General features: G+C 59.5%; 21 protein-coding genes. All 21 read right to left on the reverse strand.

Annotation, left to right across the window (positions count from 1 at the left end):
- Window positions 1-154 precede the first annotated feature (154 nt).
- The 21 genes from pnp to rpsB all read right to left on the reverse strand — a co-directional run bounded on the left by pnp (window position 155) and on the right by rpsB (window position 25,008).
- Complete coding sequence (gene pnp / locus ACFFT4_RS01075; protein ID WP_378044358.1) at window positions 155-2,254, reverse strand: polyribonucleotide nucleotidyltransferase; 2,100 nt, start codon at window positions 2,252-2,254, stop codon at window positions 155-157.
- A 211-nt stretch (window positions 2,255-2,465) separates the two neighbouring features.
- Window positions 2,466-2,735, reverse strand: coding sequence for a 30S ribosomal protein S15 (gene rpsO / locus ACFFT4_RS01080; protein ID WP_378044360.1), 270 nt, complete (start codon window positions 2,733-2,735; stop codon window positions 2,466-2,468).
- Window positions 2,736-2,927: 192 nt separating this feature from the next.
- Window positions 2,928-3,908: a bifunctional riboflavin kinase/FAD synthetase gene (locus ACFFT4_RS01085; protein WP_378044361.1), complete on the reverse strand. Its 981-nt coding sequence runs from the start codon at window positions 3,906-3,908 to the stop codon at window positions 2,928-2,930.
- 15 nt (window positions 3,909-3,923) lie between these two features.
- A complete protein-coding gene (gene truB / locus ACFFT4_RS01090) occupies window positions 3,924-4,883 on the reverse strand; it encodes a tRNA pseudouridine(55) synthase TruB (RefSeq protein ID WP_378044362.1) in 960 nt (319 codons plus the stop codon).
- The gene (locus tag ACFFT4_RS01095; RefSeq protein WP_378044363.1) at window positions 4,880-5,875 is read right to left on the reverse strand and encodes a DHH family phosphoesterase; all 996 of its coding nucleotides are present in this window, start codon (window positions 5,873-5,875) and stop codon (window positions 4,880-4,882) included. The genes truB and ACFFT4_RS01095 overlap by 4 nt, the downstream gene beginning before the upstream one ends.
- Window positions 5,876-5,896: 21 nt before the next feature.
- Window positions 5,897-6,253: a 30S ribosome-binding factor RbfA gene (rbfA, locus tag ACFFT4_RS01100; protein ID WP_378044365.1), complete on the reverse strand. Its 357-nt coding sequence runs from the start codon at window positions 6,251-6,253 to the stop codon at window positions 5,897-5,899.
- Between the two features lie 29 nt (window positions 6,254-6,282).
- Window positions 6,283-9,291, reverse strand: a complete 3,009-nt coding sequence (gene infB, locus ACFFT4_RS01105; RefSeq protein ID WP_378044366.1) for a translation initiation factor IF-2 — start codon at window positions 9,289-9,291, stop codon at window positions 6,283-6,285.
- Window positions 9,284-9,616: a YlxQ family RNA-binding protein gene (locus ACFFT4_RS01110; protein WP_378044368.1), complete on the reverse strand. Its 333-nt coding sequence runs from the start codon at window positions 9,614-9,616 to the stop codon at window positions 9,284-9,286. The genes infB and ACFFT4_RS01110 overlap by 8 nt, the downstream gene beginning before the upstream one ends.
- The gene (gene rnpM / locus ACFFT4_RS01115) at window positions 9,600-9,917 is read right to left on the reverse strand and encodes an RNase P modulator RnpM (RefSeq protein WP_378044370.1); all 318 of its coding nucleotides are present in this window, start codon (window positions 9,915-9,917) and stop codon (window positions 9,600-9,602) included. The genes ACFFT4_RS01110 and rnpM overlap by 17 nt, the downstream gene beginning before the upstream one ends.
- 11 nt (window positions 9,918-9,928) lie before the next feature.
- Complete coding sequence (gene nusA, locus ACFFT4_RS01120; protein ID WP_378044372.1) at window positions 9,929-11,026, reverse strand: transcription termination factor NusA; 1,098 nt, start codon at window positions 11,024-11,026, stop codon at window positions 9,929-9,931.
- Between the two features lie 71 nt (window positions 11,027-11,097).
- Window positions 11,098-11,559, reverse strand: coding sequence for a ribosome maturation factor RimP (gene rimP / locus ACFFT4_RS01125; protein ID WP_378044373.1), 462 nt, complete (start codon window positions 11,557-11,559; stop codon window positions 11,098-11,100).
- A 203-nt stretch (window positions 11,560-11,762) separates the two neighbouring features.
- Entirely contained in the window at window positions 11,763-16,076 is a 4,314-nt protein-coding gene (locus ACFFT4_RS01130) for a PolC-type DNA polymerase III (RefSeq protein ID WP_378044375.1), read from the reverse strand.
- Window positions 16,077-16,441: 365 nt separating this feature from the next.
- A complete protein-coding gene (gene proS, locus ACFFT4_RS01135; protein WP_378044377.1) occupies window positions 16,442-17,890 on the reverse strand; it encodes a proline--tRNA ligase in 1,449 nt (482 codons plus the stop codon).
- Window positions 17,891-17,917: 27 nt separating this feature from the next.
- Window positions 17,918-19,177 carry an RIP metalloprotease RseP gene (rseP, locus tag ACFFT4_RS01140; protein ID WP_378044379.1) on the reverse strand — a complete coding sequence of 420 codons (1,260 nt, stop codon included), beginning with the start codon at window positions 19,175-19,177 and terminating at the stop codon, window positions 17,918-17,920.
- 110 nt (window positions 19,178-19,287) lie between these two features.
- Window positions 19,288-20,430 (reverse strand): 1-deoxy-D-xylulose-5-phosphate reductoisomerase, encoded by a 1,143-nt coding sequence (locus ACFFT4_RS01145; protein WP_378044380.1) that lies wholly within the window; start codon window positions 20,428-20,430, stop codon window positions 19,288-19,290.
- Between the two features lie 47 nt (window positions 20,431-20,477).
- The gene (locus tag ACFFT4_RS01150) at window positions 20,478-21,269 is read right to left on the reverse strand and encodes a phosphatidate cytidylyltransferase (RefSeq protein ID WP_378044381.1); all 792 of its coding nucleotides are present in this window, start codon (window positions 21,267-21,269) and stop codon (window positions 20,478-20,480) included.
- Between the two features lie 4 nt (window positions 21,270-21,273).
- The gene (gene uppS, locus ACFFT4_RS01155; protein WP_378044382.1) at window positions 21,274-22,074 is read right to left on the reverse strand and encodes an undecaprenyl pyrophosphate synthase; all 801 of its coding nucleotides are present in this window, start codon (window positions 22,072-22,074) and stop codon (window positions 21,274-21,276) included.
- A 91-nt stretch (window positions 22,075-22,165) separates the two neighbouring features.
- Window positions 22,166-22,720: a ribosome recycling factor gene (gene frr / locus ACFFT4_RS01160; protein WP_378044384.1), complete on the reverse strand. Its 555-nt coding sequence runs from the start codon at window positions 22,718-22,720 to the stop codon at window positions 22,166-22,168.
- On the reverse strand, window positions 22,720-23,448 hold the full coding sequence (gene pyrH, locus ACFFT4_RS01165; protein ID WP_378044386.1) for a UMP kinase: 729 nt from the start codon (window positions 23,446-23,448) through the stop codon (window positions 22,720-22,722). The genes frr and pyrH overlap by 1 nt, the downstream gene beginning before the upstream one ends.
- 66 nt (window positions 23,449-23,514) lie before the next feature.
- The gene (tsf, locus tag ACFFT4_RS01170; RefSeq protein ID WP_378044387.1) at window positions 23,515-24,165 is read right to left on the reverse strand and encodes a translation elongation factor Ts; all 651 of its coding nucleotides are present in this window, start codon (window positions 24,163-24,165) and stop codon (window positions 23,515-23,517) included.
- A 144-nt stretch (window positions 24,166-24,309) separates the two neighbouring features.
- Window positions 24,310-25,008 carry a 30S ribosomal protein S2 gene (gene rpsB, locus ACFFT4_RS01175; RefSeq protein ID WP_378044389.1) on the reverse strand — a complete coding sequence of 233 codons (699 nt, stop codon included), beginning with the start codon at window positions 25,006-25,008 and terminating at the stop codon, window positions 24,310-24,312.
- Window positions 25,009-25,414: the final 406 nt, after the last annotated feature.

Raw genomic sequence — 25,414 nt, forward strand, 5'->3', positions numbered from 1 at the left:
TCACCCCGTCTTGTCCGATTCCCTGCCTTCATCCTATGCCCGGGAAACGGTCTTTATGAGTGAGCATCCCATATTAAAGTCCGATTTATGCAAACAAAAAGAGACCTTCGCATAGGAGTCTCTTTTGTCCATCTTATGTCGTTGGAACTTCCGGTTATACCGATACTTGCTCGGAATTCAGCAAAGCTTTGCGCGACAGATTAATTCGGCCCATGTTGTCGATCTCGGTTACTTTAACTTCGATCTGGTCGCCGATGTTGACGACGTCCTCAACCTTCGCCACGCGTTCGTTGGCGAGCTGGCTGATGTGGATCAGGCCGTCCTTGTTCGGCAAAATCTCAACGAAGCAGCCGAACTTCTCGATACGCTTGACCGTACCGGTATACACTTCCCCGACCACGACTTCCTTGACGATGCCCTCGATAATGGCGCGGGCGCGCTGGTTCGCCGCTTCGTCCGCCGAAGCGATGTACACGGTGCCGTCCTGCTCGATATCGATTTTGACGCCGGTGTCTTCGATGATCTTGTTGATGATTTTACCGCCGGAACCGATGACGTCGCGAATTTTGTCCGGATTGATTTTGAGCGACAAAATTTTCGGAGCGTATTTGCTCAATTCCTTGCGCGGCTCGGTGATCGTCTCGAGCATCTTGCCCAGGATGAACATACGGCCTTCCTTGGCTTGCGCCAGCGCTTCGGTCAGAATTCCGCGGTCGATGCCGTCGATTTTAATATCCATCTGAATCGCCGTAATGCCCACCGACGTCCCGGCCACCTTGAAGTCCATATCGCCGAGATGGTCTTCCATGCCTTGGATATCCGTCAGAATCGACGTATGCTCGCCGTCCTTGACCAATCCCATCGCCACGCCGGCAACCGGGGCTTTGATCGGAACGCCCGCGTCCATCATCGCCAGCGTGCTGGCGCAAATGCTTGCCTGGGAGGTCGAGCCGTTGGATTCCAACACCTCCGACACGAGACGAATCGTGTACGGGAATTCCGCTTCCGAAGGAAGCACCTTGAGCAGGGCGCGTTCGCCCAGCGCTCCGTGGCCGATTTCGCGGCGTCCGGGCGGACGAAGCGGACGAGCTTCCCCGACGGAGAACGGCGGGAAGTTGTAGTGATGCATGAACCGCTTCGATTCTTGCGGGCTGATGCCGTCAAGAATTTGCACTTCTCCGAGCGGTCCGAGCGTGCATATGCTCAGCGCTTGCGTCTGTCCGCGTGTAAACAGGCCGGACCCGTGCGTGCGCGGCAGAATCGCGATGTCCGACGAGATCGGACGAATTTCCGACAATCCGCGGCCATCCGGACGCACTTTGTCGTGCGTGATCAAACGACGGACTTCGTTCTTGACGATGTCGTACAGCACTTCCTTCACGTCGTCGAGCTTCTCCGGCGTATCGGCATACGCGGCGGTAAAATGTTCGACCGTTTCGGCGTTGATCGCGTCGATCGCTTCTTGGCGCGCATGCTTCTCGGCGATGCGCACGGCTTCGACCAGTCGATCCTGCGCGTACGATTTGACGGCTGTCTCGACTTCGGAATCGACGCTGTGCAGCTTCACTTCCATCTTCGGCTGGCCGGCAATCGCCACAAGACGATCGATCGTATCGACGATCTTCCTGATCTCGTCGTGACCGAACATGATCGCTTCGAGCATATCCGTCTCGGACACCTCGTTCGCTTCCGCTTCCACCATCATGATCGCGTCGCGCGTACCCGCCACGACGACGTACATGTCGCTGATCACTTCCTGCTCCTGCGTCGGGTTCACGACGAATTGCCCGTCGATTCTGCCGACGATCACGCCTCCGACCGGTCCGCTGAACGGCACGTTGGAGATCGAGAGCGCCGCGGAAGTTCCGATCATCGCCGCGATTTCCGGAGAACAATCCTGATCCACGCTCAGTACGAGGTTCACGATCTGAACGTCGTTGCGGAATCCTTCCGGGAACAACGGACGAATCGGACGGTCCGTCAGACGGCTGGCCAGTATCGCTTTCTCGCTCGGGCGTCCTTCCCGCTTGATGAAGCCTCCGGGAATTTTGCCTACCGCGTACAACCGCTCTTCGTAGTTAACGGTCAGCGGGAAAAAATCAAGATCCTTCGGCTCGCTCGAAGCCGTAACGGTAGACAGTACTACCGTCTCACCATAGCGCACGACGACCGCGCCGCTCGCTTGCTTCGCCAATCTTCCGGTTTCCAGAGAAAACGGACGACCGCCAAGCTGCATATCCACGCTTTGTTCCAATCGATTTCCCTCCTCTAAGTGCGAGCTTGAGCTCGTCACCCCTTGCAACTTTATGTACTTTCGACACTGTTTCCATTATTTCCTGCCAAGCCGCAACTTAGGCATGCTCTTTTATCGTTTTCCCGGTCATAATAGGGAAAAAGCAACCTGAGCGCCTGCGAGGGCGATAAGCCCGTACGACGTGGCCAGGTTGCTTTCATGCGAATACGAATTAACGGCGCAGGCCCAATTTAGCAATCAGGGCGCTGTAGCGGCTAACGTCCTTCTCTTTCAAATACGCCAACAGCTTACGACGTTGACCAACCATCTTGAGCAGACCGCGACGGGAGTGATGATCTTTCTTGTGCTCCCTGAAGTGTGTCGTCAGATTGTTGATGTTCTGCGTAAGGATAGCGATCTGAACCTCCGGAGAGCCGGTGTCCGTTGCGTGCAGCTTATGCTCTTCGATCAATTCTTGTTTGCGTTCTTGCGTCAATGCCATCCTTGTTCACCTCCTTCTTCGAAATCGCCGTTAGCCGAGCTTGCGCCGGTGAGAGCGCTTCGCCAAGCTAAGGTTCGTATGTGCCGCTAGACAGGCGTCCAGCCTGACGATACGTCAGCCCAACGATAGGCGATTAGCCTCTTGCGACAACGTTATATAGTATAGCATAACTTGCGGGATAAGCACAATGGATTAATTCCGGGCTTGCACCGAGAAAATCTCGCGGGCGCGCGCGGCGTCGGAAGCAATCTGTGCGACCAACTGATCGATCGACTCGAATTTCTTCTCGGCGCGCAGAAAAGTATGGAACCGCAGCGCGAGCTGGCGGTCGTACAAATCCCCGTCGAAGTCGAACAGATGCGCCTCCAGCTTCAGCGCTCCGCCCGGCGCGTCAAACGTAGGCCGATAGCCGACGTTCAGCACCCCGTTATGGCGTCTCTCGACCGCCCCCGCCTCGGATAACACCTCGATCTCGATCGCGTATACGCCCGAGCGCGGGATGACGTACGGCTGAGCGAGCTGCAGATTGGCCGTCGGATAGCCGAGCAGACGTCCTCTCGCATCCCCGTGAACGACGAGTCCTTTCAATTGATAGGGTCTGCCGATCAACTGGGACGCCGCAAAGCAATCTCCTTCTTCCAGCAGCTCGCGAATCCGCGTGCTGCTGACCTTGCCGTCGTCCAGATAGACGGGAGGAACGACTTGGACTTGCAGAGCTCCGCCTCCGTACAGCTTCAACGCTTCGGCGTCGCCCTGGCCGCGATGGCCGAACGAGAAATCGAAGCCGACGGTCGTCGCTTTGACGCCGAGCGGAACGATAAGCGACTTCACGAACCGTTCGGCGGTCACTTGGGAAAATTCGAGGTCGAAGCGGATAATATAAGCGGCTTCCACGCCCAGCTCGGCGAACAGCAGCAGCTTGTCTTCCAGCGGGGTCAGCACGCCTTCGTACTGCGACCCGTGGCCGAGGACGACTCGCGGATGCGGGTCGAACGTCATCACCGCCGGAACCAGCCCTTGTTCTCTCGCCGCCGCGACGGCTTGACGGATCACTTCCTGGTGCCCCAGATGAACGCCGTCGAAGAAGCCGATCGCAAGCGAGATCCCGCTTTTGCCGGCGCCTTCCGGCAAACCGTCCGTCACATTCGCAACTGATAAATTAAACCGTTCCACCTGATGCCCTCCTGCTTAATCGGACTGACTGTCGTATGGCTCGTTTTCCGGAGGATGAAACACTTTGACGGGACGGACCCATTCCGCCGTGTCGTCCGCGGAGAACAAGCCGAGAAAAACGCCGTCCGATCGGTAGAGCTTCCACAACCCTTGGCGATCGGGAGCGGGACGCAATTTTGCGGCGCGAATCGCCTTGCCTTGAAGCACGCGCTTCGCTTCGTCATCGGCGGCGACAGCCGCGGGGAAATCGGCCAGCAGCTCGTCCGCCGCCAGCAGCTTGCCGCCCAGCTTCCCCTTCTCGAGCAGCTCGGGAATTTCCTCCAGCGTTACGCACTGCTCCCGCCGAATGCCCGCGCTCTCCAGCCGCACGAGCTCCGCCATCACAGCCGGTACGCCCAGCTTCCGTCCGATATCCACGCACAATGTGCGAATATAAGTGCCTTTGGAGCAGGCAACCGTGAACGTCAGCTCAGGCTCGTCAACGCCGGCCGTCACCTCGTCGACGTCCAAGCGATGAATCGTCACCCGCCGGGACTTGCGCTCGACGGTGACCCCCTGCCTGGCCAGCTCGTACAGGCGCTTGCCGTCAACCTTGACCGCCGACATCATCGGCGGAACCTGATCGATCTCGCCGACGAAGCTCAGCGCGGCTTCCCGGATCATCGTTTCCGTCAGGAACGAAGCGTCCTTCCGCTCGATCACCTCGCCGCTAAGATCTTCGCTGTCCGTCGCAAGTCCGAATTTCAGCTTGGCCCGGTACGTCTTCGGCGCTTCCTGCAAATATTCGACCAACCGGGTCGCGCGGCCGACGCACAGCGGCAGAACCCCGGTCACGGCCGGGTCCAGCGTCCCCGTATGGCCGATCCGGCGTTCGCGGAGCAGCCGTCTGGCCTTCGCCACGACGTCGTGCGACGTCCAGCCGGCGGGCTTCCATACGGCCAGCACGCCTTCCCAATTCCGCTTGCCGTCCGTCATAACGCGTCCAACGCTTTCCGCACCTCTTCGATCGTCTGCCGGATCGCTTCCGGCAGACGATCCGTGAACCGGCATCCCGCGGCGCGGATATGGCCGCCCCCGCCGAAACGCTGGGCCACCTCCGCCACGTTCACCTTGCCCGCCGATCTCATGCTGACTTTGACCGATTGCTGGCCGTTTTGCTTAAAGAGCAAGCCGACCTCGACGCCTTCGATATTGCGCGGATAGTTGACCAGCCCTTCCAGGTCCTCGTTCGTCGCGCCCGTTTCCTCGAGATCCTCCGAGGTGACCCAGAGCCAGGCGATCCGTTGATCCTCGCTGAGCTCAAGCCTGGACAAGCCGCGCTGCAAAATCCGCAGCTGTCCGGCCGTCATCCGTTCCAGCAGATGCTCGGCCAGCTCCGGACCGTTCACGCCGGCCTCCAGAAGTCGGGAGGCCATCGCCATGACAAGCGGAGACGTGCTCGAATAGCGGAAACCGCCCGTATCCGTAAGCAAACCGGTGTAGATCGCGGTCGCGACATCCGCGTCCGGCGCCAAGCCCAGCTCGTCCAGCAGCTCGAACAAAATTTCGGCCGTCGCGGCCGCGTGAAACTTCATCAGGTTCACGCGGCCAAAGCCGTTGTTGGTCGGATGATGGTCGATGTTGAGCAGCTCCGCGTCCGGCGCAAACCATTGCTCGGCGCGGCCGATCCGCCCGTAATCGGCGCAATCGACGCAGATGACGCTGCGATATCGCTTCGCCGGAGCGGAGTCCTCCCGACCGGCTTCGTCCATCGTGCGAATGTCCGAGCTTTTCCACAAAAACCCGAGCCGGGAAGGCACGGGACCTTCGTTCAGCATCGTGTATCGCTTGCCCAGCTTCTCCAATGCCCAGGCTACGGTCACCGTCGAACTAATCGCATCGCCGTCGGGCTGCACGTGAGAAACGATCAGGAAGTCGTCCCTGCCGCGGATAAAAGCGGCCGCTTCCTTTAATTGTTCGGTCCACATGCCGTTTCCTCCCCGCGAAATTTAAGGCTCCAAAGCTTGTTGATTGATTTGCTGCAGCAAATCCTCGATGTGGCTGCCATACGCGATGGAACTGTCGAAGCGGAATTCGATCGCCGGCGTATGGCGAAGCTTCACCCGACGACCCAATTCCGAGCGCAGGAAACCGTTCGCGCGGCCCAGCGCCTTAAGCGTCTCTTCCTTCTGCTCTTCGCTGCCGAGAATGCTCAAATAAACTCGGGCAAGGGAGAGATCGTTGGTCAGATCCACTCCCGTTACCGTTATAAAACCGATCCGCGGGTCCTTCAGTTCCGTCTGAATGACGTTGCTGATTTCTTTTTTGATTTGTTCTCCGACCCGTCCGACTCGAAATTTAGCCATTCAGATCCCACCTTCGCGTACTGCTGGGATTAGCGCTCGACCGTCTCCATGACGAAGGCTTCGATAATGTCGCCTTGTTGAAGATCGTTGTACTTGTCGAGCGTAATTCCGCATTCATAGCCTTCCGATACTTCCTTCGCGTCATCCTTAAACCGCTTGAGCGAATCGATCTTGCCCGTGTAGACGACGATGCCGCCGCGCGTCAGGCGAGCTTCCGCGTTCCGGACGATTTTGCCGTCGGTGATCATACAGCCGGCGATCGTGCCGATTCTCGTTACCTTGAACGTCTCGCGAACTTCCGCGTGGCCGATGACCTTCTCCTTGAATACCGGATCGAGCATGCCCTTCATCGCGTGCTCGATCTCTTCGATCACCTTGTAGATGATCGAGTGCAGACGAACGTCGACCTTCTCCTGCTCGGCGATCGATTGCGCGCGCGGCTCCGGACGTACGTTAAAGCCGATCACGATCGCGGAGGAAGCCGAGGCCAAAATAATGTCGGATTCCGTGATCGCGCCTACGCCGCTGTAAATCGTGCGGACGCGAACGCCTTCGATCTCGATTTTCTCCAGCGAGCCCTTGAGCGCCTCCAGCGAGCCTTGAACGTCCGCTTTGAGGATGACGTTCAGCTCCTTGATGTCGCCTTCCTTGATCTTGCTGAACAGATCTTCGAGCGTAACCGCCTGGTTCGCCTTCATCTGCGATTGACGCGTCTTGATCGAACGCTTGTCGGAAATTTCCCGCGCCTTGCGCTCGTCTTCGAACACCATGAACGGATCGCCCGCTTGCGGCACTTCCGTCAGACCGGTAATTTCCACCGGCGTCGACGGTCCCGCTTCCTTGATCCGGCGGCCGCGGTCGTTCGTCATCGCGCGAATCCGTCCGAAGCAGTCGCCCGCTACGAACGCGTCGCCGACCTTCAACGTACCGTTCTGCACGAGGATACGGGCAACCGGCCCCTTGCCCTTGTCGAGCTCGGCTTCCATAACGGTGCCGCGCGCCCGTTTGTCCGGGTTGGCCTTATAGTCGTTGACCTCGGCGACGAGCAGGATCATCTCCAGCAAGCCGTCCAGGTTCAGCCGCTGCTTGGCGGATACTTCGACGAAGATCGTGTCTCCGCCCCACTCTTCCTGGACGAGGCCGTGCTCGGTCAGCTCTTGCTTCACTTTATCCGCGTTCGCTCCCGGCTTGTCGATCTTGTTGACCGCCACGATAATCGGCACGTTGGCCGCTTTCGCATGGGCGATCGCTTCGACCGTCTGCGGCATGACGCCGTCATCCGCCGCGACGACGAGAATCGTAATATCGGTAACCTGCGCTCCGCGGGCACGCATCGTCGTGAACGCTTCGTGACCCGGGGTATCGAGGAACGTAATCTTTTTGCCGTTGATTTCAACCTGGTAAGCGCCGATATGCTGCGTGATGCCGCCGGCTTCTCCGCTGGCCACCTTCGTCTCGCGAATCGCGTCGAGCAGCGTCGTTTTACCGTGGTCGACGTGACCCATGATCGTGACGACCGGCGGACGCGCAACGAGATCGTCCGGATTGTCGTTCTCTTCGATCGTCTCGAACTGCGTATCCTCGACGACGATTTTCACTTCGACTTCGACGCCGTATTCGGAGATGACGAGCAGGACGGTGTCGAGATCCAGATCCTGGTTGATCGTGGCCATAACGCCCATCAGCAGCAGCTTCTTGATCACTTCGGAAGCGTCTTTGTGCAGCAACTTCGCCAATTCGCCAACCGTCATATTGCCGCGAACGATAACCTTCTTCGGCGTATTGTCGATTTTCTCGCGCGGAGGCTGGTTGCTCTTGCGGGCGTTCTTGCCGCCCCTGCCCTTGCCGCCTCTGAAGTTCGATCTGCCGTCGTCAAACCGGTTGTTCTCTTTGCGCTTGAAGTCGCTTTCCCCCGGACGGCCCTTGCCGTCGCGTCCTGCCGGACGTCCGCTTTCGCCCGGGCGGCCGCCTCTGGCTCCCGCCGCAGCTCCCGGAGCCGGGCTGCGCCCCGCGCCGAAGCCTTGGCCCGGACGGCTTGCCGCAGCGCCGCCTTGACCTCCGCCCTGCGGACGATTGCCGGCGTATCCGCCGCCACCCTGGCCTCCGCCTTGCGGACGATTGCCGCCGTATCCGCCGCCTTGGCCTCCGCCTTGCGGACGGTTGCCGCCGTATCCGCCGCCTTGGCCTCCGCCTTGCGGACGGTTGCCGCCGTATCCGCCGCCCTGGCCTCCGCCTTGCGGACGATTGCCGGCGTATCCTCCGCCGCCCTGGCCTCCGCCTTGCGGACGATTGCCGGCGTATCCGCCGCCACCCTGGCCTCCGCCTTGCGGACGGTTGCCGCCGTATCCGCCGCCACCCTGGCCTCCGCCTTGCGGACGGTTGCCGCCGTATCCGCCGCCTTGCGGACGGTTGCCGTCGCGATTGCCGCCGTATCCGCCGCCTTGGCCTCCGCCTTGCGGACGGTTGCCGTCACGGTTGCCGTACCCGCCCTGGCCTCCGCCTTGCGGACGATTGCCGTCGCGGTTGCTATAACCGCCCTGGCCTCCGCCCTGCGGGCGGCTGCCGTCGCGGTTGCCGCCTTCGCGCTGCCCTTGCGGACGCGGTGCCGCTTGCGGCTGCTGCTCGGAAGCGCCGGCAGACGGCGCAGGCGCGGAAGACACGCTTGCCGCCGGAGCGGATGGCGCGGACGCCTGGCTCGGCTGCGCCTGCTGCGCAGGAGCCGCCTGGCGCGCCTGCTGCTGGCCGCCCGAAGAAGCGCCCTGCCCGCCCGCTTGCGGACGGCGCTCGCGCTCCGGCGCGGGAGCCGCCGGCTTGGCGGAAGCTTGGGCCATTTTCGCGGCCGCGTTCGCTTTAATATCGCGGAAGAACTTCTCCACCGCGTTCGTCATGCCGTCTTCCATCACGCTCATGTGATTGTTGACCGGCATGTTCATCCTTTTGAGAATCGTAATGACTTCCTTGCTGCTCATGTTGAGCTGCTTGGCGTATTCGTAAACCCTTAGTTTATCCTTGTTGTCCGTTTGATCTTGCTTACTCAATATTCTCCACCTCCGAGTGTTGATTCCAACCGGCCGACAGCATGTCGGCGAATCCCCGATCCGTTACCGCGAACAGAACGCGCTCGGGCTTTCCGACTGCCGATCCCAGTTCGAATCGCGTAAAGCCGACTAACATGGGCACACCGTAACTGTTGCATTTATCTGTAATTTTCTTTCTCGTATTATCCGAAGCGTCACCGGCCAGCAGCACAAGCTTAGCTTCACCCGATCGGATCGCTTTGAGCACGATCTCTTCCCCGCTGATCAGCTTGCCCGCCCTTGTCGCCAGACCCAGTCGGGACAACGCTTTATTCGCCGTCTTCATCGTCCGCCAGCTCCTTGTTCGCCTGGAACTCCTCTTCCGCCTGAATGAATTCGGCTTCCAGACGGTCGTAGATGTCCGCGCCTACCGGCGTTTTCAACGCGCGCTCGAACGCTTTCGACTTCTTCGCCAGCTTGAAGCAGGCGACCTTGCCGCACAGATACGCGCCGCGGCCCGGCTTTTTGCCGGTCAGGTCGATATGAATCTCCCCTTCGGGAGAACGCACGATCCGAATCAGCTCTTTCTTCGGCATCATTTCCTGGCAGGCGACGCATTTGCGCTGCGGAATTTTCCTTGGTCTCACGGCGATCCTCCTCAGTCGATGGATACGCTGTCCTGATGCATCGTAGCTCCGGCGGATTTCGGCCGACCGTACTCCTGCTCCGCCTGCGTCTCGCTCTTGATGTCGATTTTCCAGCCGGTCAGCTTCGCAGCCAAACGAGCGTTCTGGCCCTTAATGCCGATCGCGAGGGAAAGCTGGTAATCCGGCACGATGACGCGCGCCATTTTCTCCGCTTCGAACACGATGACCTCCAGCACCTTGGACGGGCTGAGCGCGTTCGCCACATACTCGTCGATCGCTTCGGACCAGCGGACGATGTCGATTTTCTCGCCCTTCAGCTCGGTGACGATCGACTGCACGCGGGTGCCGCGCTGTCCGACGCAGGAGCCGACGGGATCGACCTCCTCGTTGCGGGAGTATACGGCGATCTTCGAACGGAAGCCCGCCTCTCTCGCGACCGAGCGGATCTCCACCGTGCCGTCGAAAATTTCGGGAACCTCGAGCTCGAACAGCCGTTTCAGAAGTCCGGGATGAGTGCGCGACAGAATGATCTGGGGCCCCTTGCTCGTATTTTCGACTTTCGTAATGAAAGATTTGACGCGGTCGCCCTGCTTGAACTTGTCGGTCGGCATCAGCTCGGTCAGAGGCAGCGCCGCTTCGACCTTGCCGAGATCGACGTACAGGTTGCGCAAGTCCATCCGCTGCACGATTCCCGTGACGATGTCCTGCTCCTTGTCTACGAACGCGTGGTAGATCAACCCCCGCTCCGCTTCGCGAATGCGCTGCGTGACGACCTGCTTCGCCGTCTGCGCCGCGATGCGCCCGAAATCGCGGGGCGTCACTTCGATCTCCGCGATATCGTCGATCTGATAATGCGGGTTGATCGCTCTGGCCGCTTCCAGCGAAATTTCCAGGCGAGGATCCAGCACCTCTTCGACGATCGTCTTGCGCGCATACACTTTAATCAAGCCCGTCGCCCGGTTGATATCTACGCGAACGTTCTGAGCCGTGTTAAAGTTGCGTTTGTAGCTGGAGATAAGTGCCGCTTCGATAGCTTCGATCAGGACGTCCTTGCTGATGCCCTTCTCGCGCTCGATTTCGGACAGCGCCTCGATAAACTCCATGCTCATGGCTACCCCATTCCTCCTCAATATACGCGGCCGCCGCGATTTTGGCCGCAGCCCGCGTCCTCGTTAATAGATTAGAAAACGATGGCCAGCCTTGCGGAAGCCACTTTATCGTAAGGGATCGGCTGCTTGCGGCGTCCGACCGTCACGACCAGCGTCGCGCCGTCGAAGGCCTCCAGCCGTCCTTCAAACTCCTTGGCTCCGTCGACTTTCTCGTAGGTCGTCACGAATACGTGCTTGCCGACCGCCTTGGCGACGTCCTGAGCCTTCTTGAGCGGACGTTCCGCGCCGGGCGAGCTGACCTCCAGGAAATACGCGTCTTGGATCGGGTCCAGCTCATCCAGCTTAACGCTGATGAATTCGGAGAAACGGCCGCAATCGTCGATGTCGATGCCGCCTTCCTTATCCACGTAAATACGCAAAAACCAGTTGATGCCCTCTTTCACGTATTCCACGTCCACCAGTTCCAACCCGTTTTCCTCCAAATAAGAGGCTGCGCAGTCTTCCACGATGGATTTGATTTGCGGTGAATTCAAAAAGGTATACCTCCCGATGTTCCAAATGGATGGCCGCAGCCTCCCGCGATGACTTCGCAGCCCTAAAGACCCGCAGACAAAACGGAAAGAGTGGGTTTCCCCACTCTTCTGCAGACAGTGTTATCCACATGATTACCAAAATTAATATAACATAACCTTACAGCCGCTGGCAACTACAACTTTCCTGACATGGCGCTTCGTCCCTAGAACAGCATGAGCTGGTTCGATTCCGGAAGCCCCCGGAACGCCCCTAGCCCCGCCAGCACCTCGACGATCGTCTTGCTCGCCCGCGACCGCTGCTGGAAGTCCTCGATGGACAGGAAATCTCCCTCTTCGCGTGAGGCGGCGATGTTGCGCGCCGCGTTCTCGCCGACGCCCGGAATGGCGCCGAACGGCGGGATCAGACTGTCTCCGTCGACGATGAAGCGGGTCGCTTCGGAGCGGTACAAGTCGACGGTTTTGAACTTGAAGCCCCGCGCCGTCATCTCCAGTCCCATCTCGAGAATCGAGATCATGTTCTTTTCCTTCGTCGTCGCCTGGAAGCCTTTCTCCTCGATTTCGAGCAGCATTTTCAAAATCGCGTCGTAGCCTTGGCAGAACAGCTCGACGTCGAAGTCGCCCGCGCGCACCGTAAAGTACGTCGCATAATATTCGATCGGATAATACAATTTGAAGAAGGCCGTTCTTACCGCGGAAATAACGTACGCGGCGGCGTGAGCTTTCGGGAACATGTACTCGATGCGCAGGCACGAGTCGATGTACCATTGCGGCACCTTGCAGCGCTTCATCTCCTCGATCCATTCCGGAGTCAGCCCCTTGCCCTTCCGCACGCTTTCCGTAATTTTGAACGCGAGCGACGCGTCCATGCCCGCCTTATAGATGAGAAACAGCATAATATCGTCGCGACAGCCGATTACCGTCTTGATCGTGCACGTATTGTTCTTGATCAGCTCCTGCGCGTTGCCGAGCCATACGCCCGTTCCGTGCGACAGCCCCGAAATCTGCAGCAGGTCGGCGAACGAGGACGGCCTCGTCTCCTCGAGCATCTGGCGCACGAAGCGCGTGCCCATCTCCGGCACCCCGAACGTCGCCACCGGAGAACGGATCTGCTGCGGCGAGACGCCGAGCGCTTCGACGGAATGAAACAGGCTCATGACTTTCGGATCGTTCATCGGGATCGTCGTCGGATCGATGCCGGTCAAGTCCTGCAGCATCCGCATCATCGTCGGATCGTCGTGTCCCAGAATATCGAGCTTGAGCAGGTTGGCGTCGAAGGCGTGATAATCGAAGTGGGTCGTTTTCCACTCCGCGCTCGTATCGTCGGCCGGATACTGCACCGGCGTAATGTCTTCCACTTCCATATAATCCGGAACGACGACGATGCCGCCCGGGTGCTGGCCGGTGCTTCGCTTGACGCCCGTGCAGCCGGCCGCGAGCCGGCCCACCTCGGCGCCGCGCCACGACTTGCCGTGCTCCTCCTCGTACTTCTTCGTGAAGCCGTACGCGGTTTTCTCCGCGACGGTGCCGATCGTCCCCGCGCGGAACACGCTCTTCTCGCCGAACATCACCTTCGTGTAGTTATGCGCGTTCGGCTGGTATTCGCCCGAGAAGTTCAAGTCGATATCGGGAACCTTGTCTCCCTTGAACCCAAGGAACGTCTCGAACGGAATGTCCTGCCCTTCTCCGCGCACCATCGTGCCGCAATTCGGGCACGTCTTGTCCGGCAAGTCGAAGCCGCTCGGCACGCTGCCGTCAAGAAACCATTCGCTGTGCTTGCATTCCGGATTGCGGCACAGATAATGCGCCGGAAGCGGGTTAACCTCGGAAATGCCGAGGAACGTCGCGACGATCGACGAGCCGACCGATCCCCGCGAGCCGACCAGATAACCGTCTTCGTTCGACTTTTTGACCAGCCGCGCCGAAATCAGATAGTTGGCCGAGAACCCGTATTTGATAATCGGCACCAGCTCCTTCTCGAGCCGGGCCGTCACCACCTCCGGCAGCTCTTCGCCGTACATCTCGCGCGCCGTCGCGTAGCAGGTGTTGCGGATTTCGTCGTCCGCGCCTTCAATAATCGGCGTGAACAGCTCGTCCGGGAACAGCTTGATTTCCTCGAAGCGGTCGGCCAGCTCGGACGTATTCGTGACGACGACCTCATAGGCCTTGTCGTTGCCCAGAAACCGGAACTCCTCCAGCATTTCCGTCGTCGTGCGGAAATGCGCGTCCGGCTTGCGCTGGTCCTTGAGCGGGCTGAACCCGGTAATACCGTGAATCGTAATGTCGCGGAAAATTTTGTCCCGCGGCTGCAAGTAGTGGACGTTGCCCGTCGCGATCACCGGCTTCGTCAGCTTCTCGCCGAGGCGGACGATTCGCCGCAGCGCCTCCTCCAGCGACGCTCTGCTGGAGACCAATCCCTTCTCCAGCAGATGCAGGTAGAAGTCCAGCGGCTGAATTTCCAGCACATCGTAGAAGGCCGCGACCTCTTCGGCCTCTTCGATCGATTTGTTCAGCACCGTCTCGAACAGCTCGCCTTTCTCGCAGCCCGAGACGATGAGCAGCCCTTCGCGATATTCGATCAGCTTGCTCTTCGGAATGCACGCCACTCTATGGAAGTATTCGGTATGCGACATTGAAATGAGTTTGTACAAGTTCTTTTTGCCGACCGCGTTCAGCGCGTAGATGCCGCAGTGGAACGGACGGGTCGTTTTCCAGCCGTTTTCGTTAAGGCCGTTGAGCACGTGAAGCTCGTTCACTCCGCGGGTATGCAAATCCTTCAGCAGGCCGTTCAAAATGCCGCCCAGCGCGATCGTATCGTCGATCGCCCGGTGATGGTTTTCGAGCGACACTTTATACAGCGAGGCCAGCGTGTTGAGCCGGTGATTTTTCATCGTCGGATGCAAATACCGCGCCAGCTCGAGCGTATCCAGCGCCGGGTTGTCCATCGGCGGCAGCCCGAACTGCTTGCAGGAATGCTGGATAAAGCCGATATCGAAGCGGGCGTTGTGCGCCACGAGAATCGCGTCCCCGGCAAAATCGATAAACTCCTTCAGCTTCGGCTCCAGCTCCGGCGCTCCCCTGACCATCTCGTCGGTAATATTCGTCAGCTGCTGAATGTTGTAGGGGATCGGCTCGTGCGGATTGATGAACGTCTCGAACCGTCCGATCTCCTGTCCGTCCTTCATCTTGACGCCGGCCAGCTCGATAATTTTGTTGTCGGTGACCGACAAGCCGGTCGTCTCGATATCGAACACGACGTATTCCGCGTCCGCCAGCGTCTGCTCTCTTGGCTGCAGCACCATGCCGACCGAATCGTTGACGACGTTCGCTTCGACGCCGTACATCACCTTGATGCCGTGCTTCTTGCCCGCCTTCGCGGCGTCCGGGTAGCATTGCACGTTGCCGTGGTCGGTAACCGCGATCGCCTTGTGGCCCCATTTGGCCGCCGTCTTGATGTAGACGTCGACCGGCGTCACCGCGTCCATCGTGCTCATCGTCGTGTGCAGATGGAATTCGACGCGCTTCTCCTCGGCCGTATCCTTCGGTTCCTGCGGCGGGGGGACTTCGCGAATATCGTTGGGGAACATGACCAGCTCCGGCGGATTAAGGAAGCGGTCGTATTCGATTTTCCCCCGCATCTTCACCCACTTGCCGTTGGCCAGCAGGTTCAGCATTTTAATATCTTCCTTGTTTTTGCCGAAAATCTTGATCGACAGCGAGTCTGTAAAATCGGTAATCGAGCAGGTGAACAGCGTGCTGCCCGTCCGCAGCTCCTTCGTCTCCAGCCCGAAGATGACGCCTTGCACGGTCACCTTCTTCTCTTCCTCGCGAATTTCCTGGATCGGCACCGGCGGCTCCTTGATCTCGTAGCCGTGCTGCAGCACCTGCGGCGCTTCGCCCTCCTCGACCGCGGGCGCTTCCTCGCGCGCGCTTGCCATAATCTGCTCGATCGCGGCGCGGTTCTCCTCCTCGATCTTCTGCGTAAACTCCGTGTACGTATCGGGACTCGACTCTCCGACCGTCATTTTTACGCGGAACGTGCGCAGAAACCGTCTCTCGAAAAACTTGGCCGCATAGACGTCGATTTCCTTTTTCCGGGCCAGCCCGAGGTTCGTCTCGTTCAGCAGCGCGATCGTCAGGACGTCGCCGTCCATGCCCACGTCCGCCTTGGCGAGCCAGCCGTTAATGGAGGCGACCTCCCTCTGCATCCGCTCCACGAACGCCTGCCAATACTCCTTGACGATGCTGTCGGTGTCGACCTCCGAGCCGTACTTCACAATCATGTCGATGTCCGCAATATGTCCGAGCTTCGCCTTGACCCTCTCAAGCAATCCTATGTAAATGACTCTGGGAAGCAATACGTCCTTGCAAACCGTAATCGCCCATCGTTTGCGGGACCGGCTGATTTCCACTTTCTCGATATGCCCGTCCCGAAAATGCTGCCCCAGCCATTCGGTCGGGAGCTCCGCCTGCTGCAGCAGCACTTCGAATCGTTTGCGCCTATCATCCGTCGGCTGCATCCCACGTTCCTCTCCTTACCTGTCGCTTGAAATATAAAAGCTTCCGAGAAAAAGGCCGACGCGGGAAACCCGCGCCCGGACACCGTCTTCCATCAGAAGCTGACGTTGCGCTTTCTATTTATTTTACTCGAAGGCTACCAAACGGGCAACCCGTATCCTGTCGAAAAATACGGCAAACGAACCGTATCGACTTCAAATATAACGGGGCATCTATCTCCTTACGCAGCTGTTGCGGTCATGAAATCGGAATCGGTTAACCCGTGGCAGGGTAATTTCATGACCGCAAGAGGCTGGCGCTTCGCTCTCCAGGAGATAGATGCCCCTCTTCTTCTATCGATACTTTCGTTGGCTGCAATAGTTGCCGATCAGTACGCCCGGGCGAACACGACCGTATGCTTGGCGGGCTCGCCGCATACGAGGCATTTGCTCTTCCGCTCGGCGGGCTCGAACGGAATGTTCCGGCTGGTGGCGCCGGTCTCTTCCTTCACCTGCTGCTCGCAGGCGTCGGAGCCGCACCAGCCGGCCAGCGCGAAGCCGCGCTTCTCTTCCATCGCCGTCTTGTACTCGTCCAGCGTGTCGACGGAGAAGAAGTTCTCCTGCTGGAAAGAAAGAGCGCGCTCGTACATGTCGGCGTGGATCTGCTCCAGCAGCGCCTCGACCTCGGCGACCAGGTTGTCCAGCGAAACGGACTTCTTCTCCCCGGTAACGCGGGAGACGAGCACGCATTGGCCGTTCTCCAGATCGCGGGGACCGAGCTCCAGCCGGATCGGAATGCCGCGCATCTCGTATTCGTTAAACTTCCAGCCCGGCGAGACGTCGGCGCGGTCGTCCACGCGCACGCGAATGCCCGCGGCCTTCAGCTGCGCGTACAGCTCGTCCGTCTTGCCGATGACGACTTCGCGCGTCTTCGGCGGGCCGATCGGAATCATGACGACCTGCGTCGGCGCGACCTTCGGCGGCATCACGAGGCCGCGGTCGTCGCCGTGCACCATGATCAGCGCGCCGATCAGCCGCGTGCTGACGCCCCAGGACGTCGTATGGCAGTATTGCTGCGTGTTCTCGCGGTCCAAATATTTGATGTCGAAGGCAACGGCAAATTTCGTGCCGAGGTAGTGGGACGTTCCCGCCTGCACGGCGCGTCCGTCCTTCATCATCGCTTCGATCGAGAACGTGTCCACCGCTCCGGCGAACCGCTCCGACGGCGTCTTCTGTCCTTTAATGACCGGAATAGCCAGAACGTTTTCGACGAAATCGGTGTACACGTCGAGCATCTGCATCGTCTCTCTGCGCGCGTCCGCTTCGTCCTCGTGCGCCGTATGGCCTTCCTGCCACAGAAACTCGCTTGTCCGCAGGAACGGCAGCGTTCTTTTCTCCCAGCGCACGACGTTGGCCCACTGGTTGATCAGCAGCGGCAGGTCGCGGTACGAATTGATCCACTTCGCGTACATATGGCCGAACATCGTCTCCGACGTCGGACGGATCGCCAGCTTCTCCTCGAGCTGCTCGCCGCCCGCCTCGGTCACGAAGGGCAGCTCCGGGTTAAAGCCCTCGACGTGCTCCTTCTCCTTCGTGAAGAAGCTTTCCGGAATGAACAGCGGGAAGTAGGCGTTGCGATGGCCCGTATCCTTGAACCGTCTGTCCAGCTCGCGCTGCATGTTCTCCCACAGCTCGTAGCCGTCCGGGCGAAATACGATGCAGCCGCGCACCGGGGAGTAATCCATCAGCTCGGCTTTCTTGATAACATCGATGTACCAGCGGGAGAAATCTTCGCCTTGCGGCGTAATCTCCGTTACGAATCCTTTATCCTTCGACATGACGCTCCTCCAACTCCAGCATACGGCTTAATTTCTAACCAAACCAACAATATCGTTGTACGTGACGACGATCATCAGCAGCATCAGCATCGCGAAGCCGACGAGATGCACCATGCTCTCCCGGTTCGGATCGACCGGCTTGCCGCGGATCGCCTCCAGTCCGAGGAAGAGCAGCCGGCTTCCATCCAGCGCCGGAATCGGCAGCAGGTTAAAGATGCCCAGATACAAGCTAAGGATGCCCGCCCACAGCGTCAGCTGCGCCACGCCCTGCTGCGCGATCTCCACCGTCACCTGCGTCGTCTTGACCGGACCTCCGACGTCGTCCAGATTAAAGTCGCGAATGAGCTTCTGGAATCCTTCGAAAATTCGCTTCGTCATCTCCACCATCGTCTCGCCGGAGAAACGAATCGTCTCGAGCGCGCCCGGCGCGCGCATTTCCCCGATCGGATAGATGCCGATCTTGCCGGTCTCCGGATCGGGCGTCACCTTGATCGGCAGCTCCACGCCGTCCCGGTCGACGACGACCTGGAGCGCCTTGCCCGCGGAAGCGCTGATCTTCTCCACCATCGCGTTCAGATCGCCGCCGATCGGCTCCCCGTTGATCGACTTTACCCAGTCGCCCTTCTCGATGCCGGATTGATCGGCCGGCGTTCCCGACACCACGTCCGAGATAAACACCTTCGAGGAGTTCTCGACCGGCACGCCCTGCAGCACCAGATACAGCGCGAACAGCGCGAAGGCGAGCACGAAATTCATGACCGGACCGGCGAATATCGAGAGCGCGCGCTGCCCGACGGTCTTATGGCCGAATTGGCGATCGAGCGGCGCGATCTGCGTTTCCCGGCCTTTGGCGATAATCTCCGCTTGCGGATGCACGGAATAGCGCTCGACTTCGCCGTCGATATCGAGAGCGACGAACAAATCCTTCTCCAGATCGAGCGCCTTCACCTCTCCGCGCATGACGTTCGAACGTTCGTCCAGGCGATCCAGGTAAATCCGCGTCACCTTGTCGTCCTTGACGCGCAGCGCGACCGTCTGGCCGGGCTGCACCTCGACGATCTCCGGATCCTCGCCCGCCATGCGGACAAAGCCGCCGATCGGCAGCAGGCGCAGCGTATAGCGCGTCTCGCCCCTCTTGATCGAGAACAGCTTGGGCCCGAACCCGATCGCGAACTCGCGCACCAGAATGCCCGCCCTGCGGGCGAAATAGTAGTGCCCCCATTCATGCAAAGAGACAAGCAAGAAAAACATCAATATCGTCAGCAGCGCTACCTGTAAATTACCCATCTGTCCAACCCCTTTGCAATTCGAAGGCAACCGGGCAGGTCATCTTCCCGACTCGGCTGATCTTAGATTAACATTATTGTCCGAGCCGTTACAAGCCGGGCCCGGGGGGATCAGCGGGCCGCCTCCGCCTCGCGCCGCGCCCAGGCGTCCGCCTCGAGAATCGCTTCCAGGCTCGGGGCCGGAACCGGCGCGTGTCTGGCAAGCGCCCGCTCGATCGTATCCTCGATCGCGAGGAAGGAAATCTCGCCCTTCAGAAACCGCGCGACAGCGACTTCGTTCGCCGCGTTGAACACGGTCGTGGCGGTGCCGCCCGCGCGTCCCGCCTCGTAAGCCAGACGCAGGCACGGATAGCGCTCGAAGCTCATCTGCTTGAAATGCAGCGTCCCCTGCTTCAGCAAATCCAGCGGGGAAGCCGGGGAATCGACGCGCTCGGGATACGTAAGCGCGTATTGGATCGGCACCCGCATGTCCGGATTGCCGAGCTGCGCCATGACGCTCGTATCGACGAATTCGACCATCGAGTGCACGATGCTCTCCGGGTGCAGCACGACGTCGATCCGATCGTACGGCAGATCGAACAGCCAGTGCGCTTCGATCACTTCCAGCCCCTTGTTCGCCATCGTCGCCGAGTCGATCGTCACCTTGGCGCCCATGCTCCAGTTCGGGTGCTTCAGCGCGTCCTCCACCGTCACGTTCTTAAGCTGCTCCCGGCCGAGATCGCGGAAGCTTCCGCCGGAAGCGGTCAGCATCAGCCGCTTGACCGCCTTCGCCGGCTCCCCGTTTAAGCATTGGAAGATCGCCGAATGCTCGCTGTCGACCGGTAAAATGGAGACGCCCTTCTCCTTGGCCCGGCTCATGACGAGATGCCCCGCCGTGACGAGCGTTTCCTTGTTGGCCAGCCCGATATCGGCCCCCGCCTCGATCGCCGCCAGCGTCGAAGTGAGGCCCAGGCTGCCGACGAGCGCGCAGACGACGTAATTCGCTCCCGATTCGCCGGCGATCTGCCGCAGGCCCCGCTCGCCGTGCACAACCCGCACGTCCGCGGGAAGCTCGCTTCTGACGCGCGCGGCCGCGTCCTCGCTGCCGACGGACACCCATTGCGGCTTAAACCGCCGCGCTTGCTCCAGCAGCAGGTCGACGTTGGCTCCCGCCGCCAGGCCGACGATCTCATAGTCGTCCGGACGGCGCGAGACGACGTCCAGCGTCTGGGTGCCGATCGACCCCGTGCTGCCGAGAACGGCTATTTTTTTCATAGTCAACCTCCGCTGTCCACTCTATATTTATGTAGGCGATCGCCAGATTATCCTGCCAGCAGTCCGAGCAAATGAAGCAGAGGGAACACGATCAGCCAGCTGTCCGTTCTGTCCAGCACGCCGCCGTGCCCCGGCAGCAATTGCCCGGAATCCTTGACGCCGCGGAACCGCTTGTACGCGGACTGCACCAGATCGCCCAACTGACCGGCGACCGCCGCCGTCAGTCCGATCAGCGCCGCCCGGCCGTAACCGAGCCATTCCGGCTGCGCGTAGGCGAAGATCAGGCCGGCCAGCACCGCGATCGCCAGGCCGCCAAGCGCCCCTTCGATCGTCTTGTTCGGGCTGATCGACGGCCACAGCTTCGTCCGGCCGATCGCTTTGCCGACGAAATAAGCGCCGGCGTCCGACGCCCAGATGCAGGCGAACGCAAGCGCCGACCAGAAAATGCCGTGCTCGAGCTCCCGCGTCGCCGCCATATAATGAAAGCCCAAGCCCACGTATACCGCTCCGAGGAACAGCACGCTTGCATTTTCCAGATGAATGCGATTTTTGCTGAACACCGTCGCGGCCAGCAGCACGAACATCAGCAGCCAGGCGACCGTCTCCAGCGACGGAAGCTCCCCCTCGAAAGGAAGCTTCGGCAGAGCGATCAGCAGCACCGCGACGAAGCCCAGCAGCACGTCGGGACGCGTCCAGGCTTGTCCGTTCAGCCTCGCGAACTCCCAATATCCGATAAGTGCCATCATCAGCAGGAGGCCGGTATAATACCATCCTCCCGCGACAAGCAAGCCGATGAAGACCGCTCCGGCGACGACGCCGGTTACGATTCTCTGACCCATCCCTTTACAGCCCTCCGTAGCGGCGCGCGCGCCGCTGATATTCTCTGATCGCTTCGTACAGATGGCGTTCGCCGAATTCCGGCCAGAATACGTCGGTGAACCAGAATTCGCTGTAAGCCGCCTGCCACAGCATAAAGTTGCTGAGCCGCAGCTCCCCGCTCGTTCGAATCAGAAGGTCCGGGTCCGGCAGGCCGCCGCTCAGCAGCAGCCGCGAGAAATCGGCCTCCTGCAGCGCCTCCGGATCGAGCCTCCCGGCGGCGGCCTGCCGGGCGATTTCCTTGACCGCTTCCAGCATTTCGTGCCTGCTCCCGTAATTCAGGGCGAAGTTCAGAATGAGACCGGTATTGTGCGACGTTTGCCGCACCGCTTCCTCTACGGCGGCCACCGTATGGGCCGGGAGCTGCTCCCGGTCGCCCATCATCCGGACCTGAACGTTGTTCTCGATCAATTCCTCCAGCTCGATCGCCAGAAATTCCTGCGGCAGCTTCAGCAGGAAGTCGACCTCCGCCTTCGGCCTTTTCCAGTTTTCCGTGGAGAAGGCGTAGAGCGTCAGCACTTCGACGCCGACGCGATCGGCGGCTTTCGTGATGCGCTTCACGGCTTTCATTCCGTTATGGTGACCGGCGATGCGGGGCAGCCCTCTCGTCTTCGCCCAGCGGCCGTTCCCGTCCATAATGATCGCCACGTGCCTCGGAATGTTGTCGCCGGTCGGCAGCTCGTTTTCTTCCGCCCGCGCGCGTCCCGGCTCGTCTGCCGATAACGCTCCGACGCGCAGCTTGCGGAACCATTTTCCGAACAAACCCATCTTTGCTTCCCCCTAGTAGCGGCAACGCTCACCCTGGAACCCGTCAAAAGAGAATAAACCCCACCTTGCGGAGGGGTCGTACGCTTACCCTTTAGACTTCCATGATCTCTTTTTCTTTGGCGGCCAAAATTTTGTCGACCTCGGCGACGAACCGGTCCGTCAGCTTCTGCACATCGTCCTGATGACGGCGCGACTCGTCCTCGGAAATCTCGCCCTTTTCCTTCTTCTTGATCTCGTCGTTCGCGTCGCGGCGGATGTTGCGGATCGCCACCTTCGCCTCCTCGCCGAACTTCTTCGTCGATTTGGCCAGCTCGGTGCGGCGCTCCTCCGTCAGCGGCGGAATGTTCAGCCGGATAATCGAGCCGTCGTTGGCCGGCGTCAGGCCCAGATCCGATTTCTGGATCGCCTTCTCGATGGCGGACAGCGCCGTTTTGTCCCACGGGGTAATGATAAGCGTCCGGGTGTCCGGCGTGTTGATCGCGCCCAACTGGTTGATCGGCGTCGGCGTGCCGTAATATTCGGCTTGCACCCGGTCCAGCATCGCGGCCGACGCGCGGCCCGCTCTCAGCGTTTGCAGATCGCGCTTCAGCGCGCCCAACGCTTTCTCCATGCGTTCTTCGGCGTCTTTTTTAATCGCTTGCGGCATTAGTCCATGCTCCCCTTTACGATTGTGCCGATTTTCTCGCCCATGACGGCACGTTTAATATTGCCTTGCTCCGTAATTGCGAATACAAGAAGCGGAATATTGTTGTCCATGCATAACGAGGATGCGGTCGAATCCATCACGCCAAGGTTTTTGTTGAGCACGTCCATGTAGGTGAGCTGCTCGTACTTCTCCGCGTCCGGGTCTTTGAACGGATCGGCGCTGTACACGCCGTCGACCTTGTTCTTGGCCATCAGAATGACTTCGGCTTCGATCTCGGCCGCCCGAAGCGCCGCGGTCGTATCCGTCGAGAAGAACGGATTGCCCGTTCCCGCCGCGAAAATGACGACGCGCCCCTTCTCCAGGTGACGAATCGCGCGTCTGCGAATGTACGGCTCGGCGATCTGCTGCATCGCGATCGACGTCTGCACCCGGCTCGGCACGTCCATCTGCTCCAGCGCGTCCTGCAGCGCCAGCGAGTTCATGACCGTGGCGAGCATGCCCATGTAGTCCGCCGTCGCGCGGTCGATCCCTTTCTGGCTGCCGGCGATGCCGCGCCAGATGTTGCCGCCGCCGCAGACGATCGCCACTTCGACGCCCAGCTCGATCACTTCCTTGATCTGCTCCGCGATCGACAGAATCGTCGACGCGTCGATGCCGTAACCGTTGTTGCCGGACAGCGATTCGCCGCTCACCTTTAATACCACGCGTTTATAAAAGGGACGTTCCAACGTTTTGTACCTCCAGCATGCATATTTAAAAAAGAGGGAACACGCCGTGTTCCCGGATCGGTAATCTTATTGATTGACTTGCGCCATAACCTCTTCTGCGAAGTTTTCCGTTTTCTTCTCCATGCCTTCGCCCAGCTCGAAGCGAGCGAATCTGCGGATGGAAATTTTCTCGCCGATGGCGGCGATTTTCTCGTTGAGCAGCGTCGTGATCGTCTTGTCCTGATCCTTGACGAACACTTGCTCCAGCAGGCAGTTTTCTTCGTAATATTTGTTCATGCGGCCTTCGACCATCTTGTCGACGATTTTCTCCGGCTTGCCTTCGTTCAGCGCCTGGTTGCGAAGAATTTCCTTCTCTTTGTCGAGCTCGGCTTGGGATACCTCTTCGCGAGCCAGGAATTTCGGGTTGGCCGCCGCGATTTGCATCGCGATGTCCTTCACGAACGTACGGAATTGATCCGTCTTCGCGACGAAGTCGGTTTCGCAGTTGACTTCAACCAGGACGCCGATCCGTCCGCCGGCGTGAATGTAAGATTCAACGACGCCTTCGGTCGCAATGCGGTCGCCTTTCTTGGCGGCTGCCGCAAGGCCCTTCTCGCGGAGCAGCTCGGAAGCTCTCGTCAAATCTCCGCCCGCTTCCTCCAGCGCCTTCTTACAATCCAACATGCCCGCTCCTGTTCTTTCGCGAAGCGTTTTAACGTCTGCTGCACTAATTGCCATGGGGACTCCTCCTAGTATATAGGCCCCGCAGCGCCGGCTGGCGCCGTCGAAGCCGGTCGTTTTGGAAAAAAAGGGCGGTGAGAAGTTTCCCTTCTGACCACCCTTCGATCGTGACTCTATGTTCGAACCGGATTTTTCTGAGGATTAAGCCGTCGTCTCTTCGCCTTGGCGGGATTCGACGATCGCGTCGGCCATCTTGGCCGTCAGCAGCTTAACCGCGCGGATCGCGTCATCGTTACCTGGGATAACGTAGTCGATCTCGTCCGGATCGCAGTTCGTGTCGACGATGCCGACGATCGGGATGCCCAGCTTGCGTGCTTCGGCAACCGCGATGCGCTCTTTGCGAGGGTCGATGATGAACAGAGCGTCCGGCAGTCTGCGCATGTTCTTGATGCCGCCGAGGAACTTCTCGAGACGATCCTTCTCCTTGCGAAGGATGATGACTTCTTTCTTGGGCAGCACGTCGAACGTGCCGTCCTGTTCCCATTTGTCGAGCTGGTGCAGACGGTCCGTACGCTTCTGGATCGTCGAGAAGTTAGTCAGCGTACCGCCCAACCAACGTTGGTTGATGTAGTATTGACCGCTGCGCTCCGCTTCTTCCTTAACGGAATCCTGAGCTTGCTTCTTCGTTCCGACGAACAGCATCGTTCCGCCGTTCTCTGCGAGCTGACGCACGAAGTTGTACGCCTCGTCGACTTTCTTAACCGTCTTCTGCAAATCGATAATGTAAATGCCGTTACGTTCAGTAAAGATGTACTTATCCATTTTCGGGTTCCAACGACGCGTCTGGTGACCGAAATGCACGCCTGCTTCAAGCAGCTGCTTCATGGAAATGACTGCCATCTTCCTGCACCTCCTAGTGGTTTTTGGTGAATCTCCGCCGCCCTTCGCGTTTCCCGCCGAAACTTGACCGAATCATCCGAACAAGCACCGCCGACGGAATTGAAAGGCGTGTGTTTTTTACACCGAGAAATAATATACCATATCGGCAACCTTCGCGCAATGGCCCAACGCTTCGTAATCAAAATCGTGATCAAAATCGAACTTTATCGGACTTTTTGAACGACCGCTCAAATGAAAGTTCAAAAAGTTCGATTTTCAGCACCGAGGCTGGTCGTTCGCCTGACGGCGAACTGCTCGCCCATGCATCCCGGAAGGTTGGACGAAGACCGGTGATGAGGAGCGGAATGTAGGAAAACCTACATGAGCACCGGAAGAACCGGCTGAGTTCAAGATTCGATGTCGAATC

The organism is Cohnella cellulosilytica (assembly GCF_042431195.1).
GTDB lineage: Bacteria > Bacillota > Bacilli > Paenibacillales > Paenibacillaceae > Cohnella > Cohnella cellulosilytica.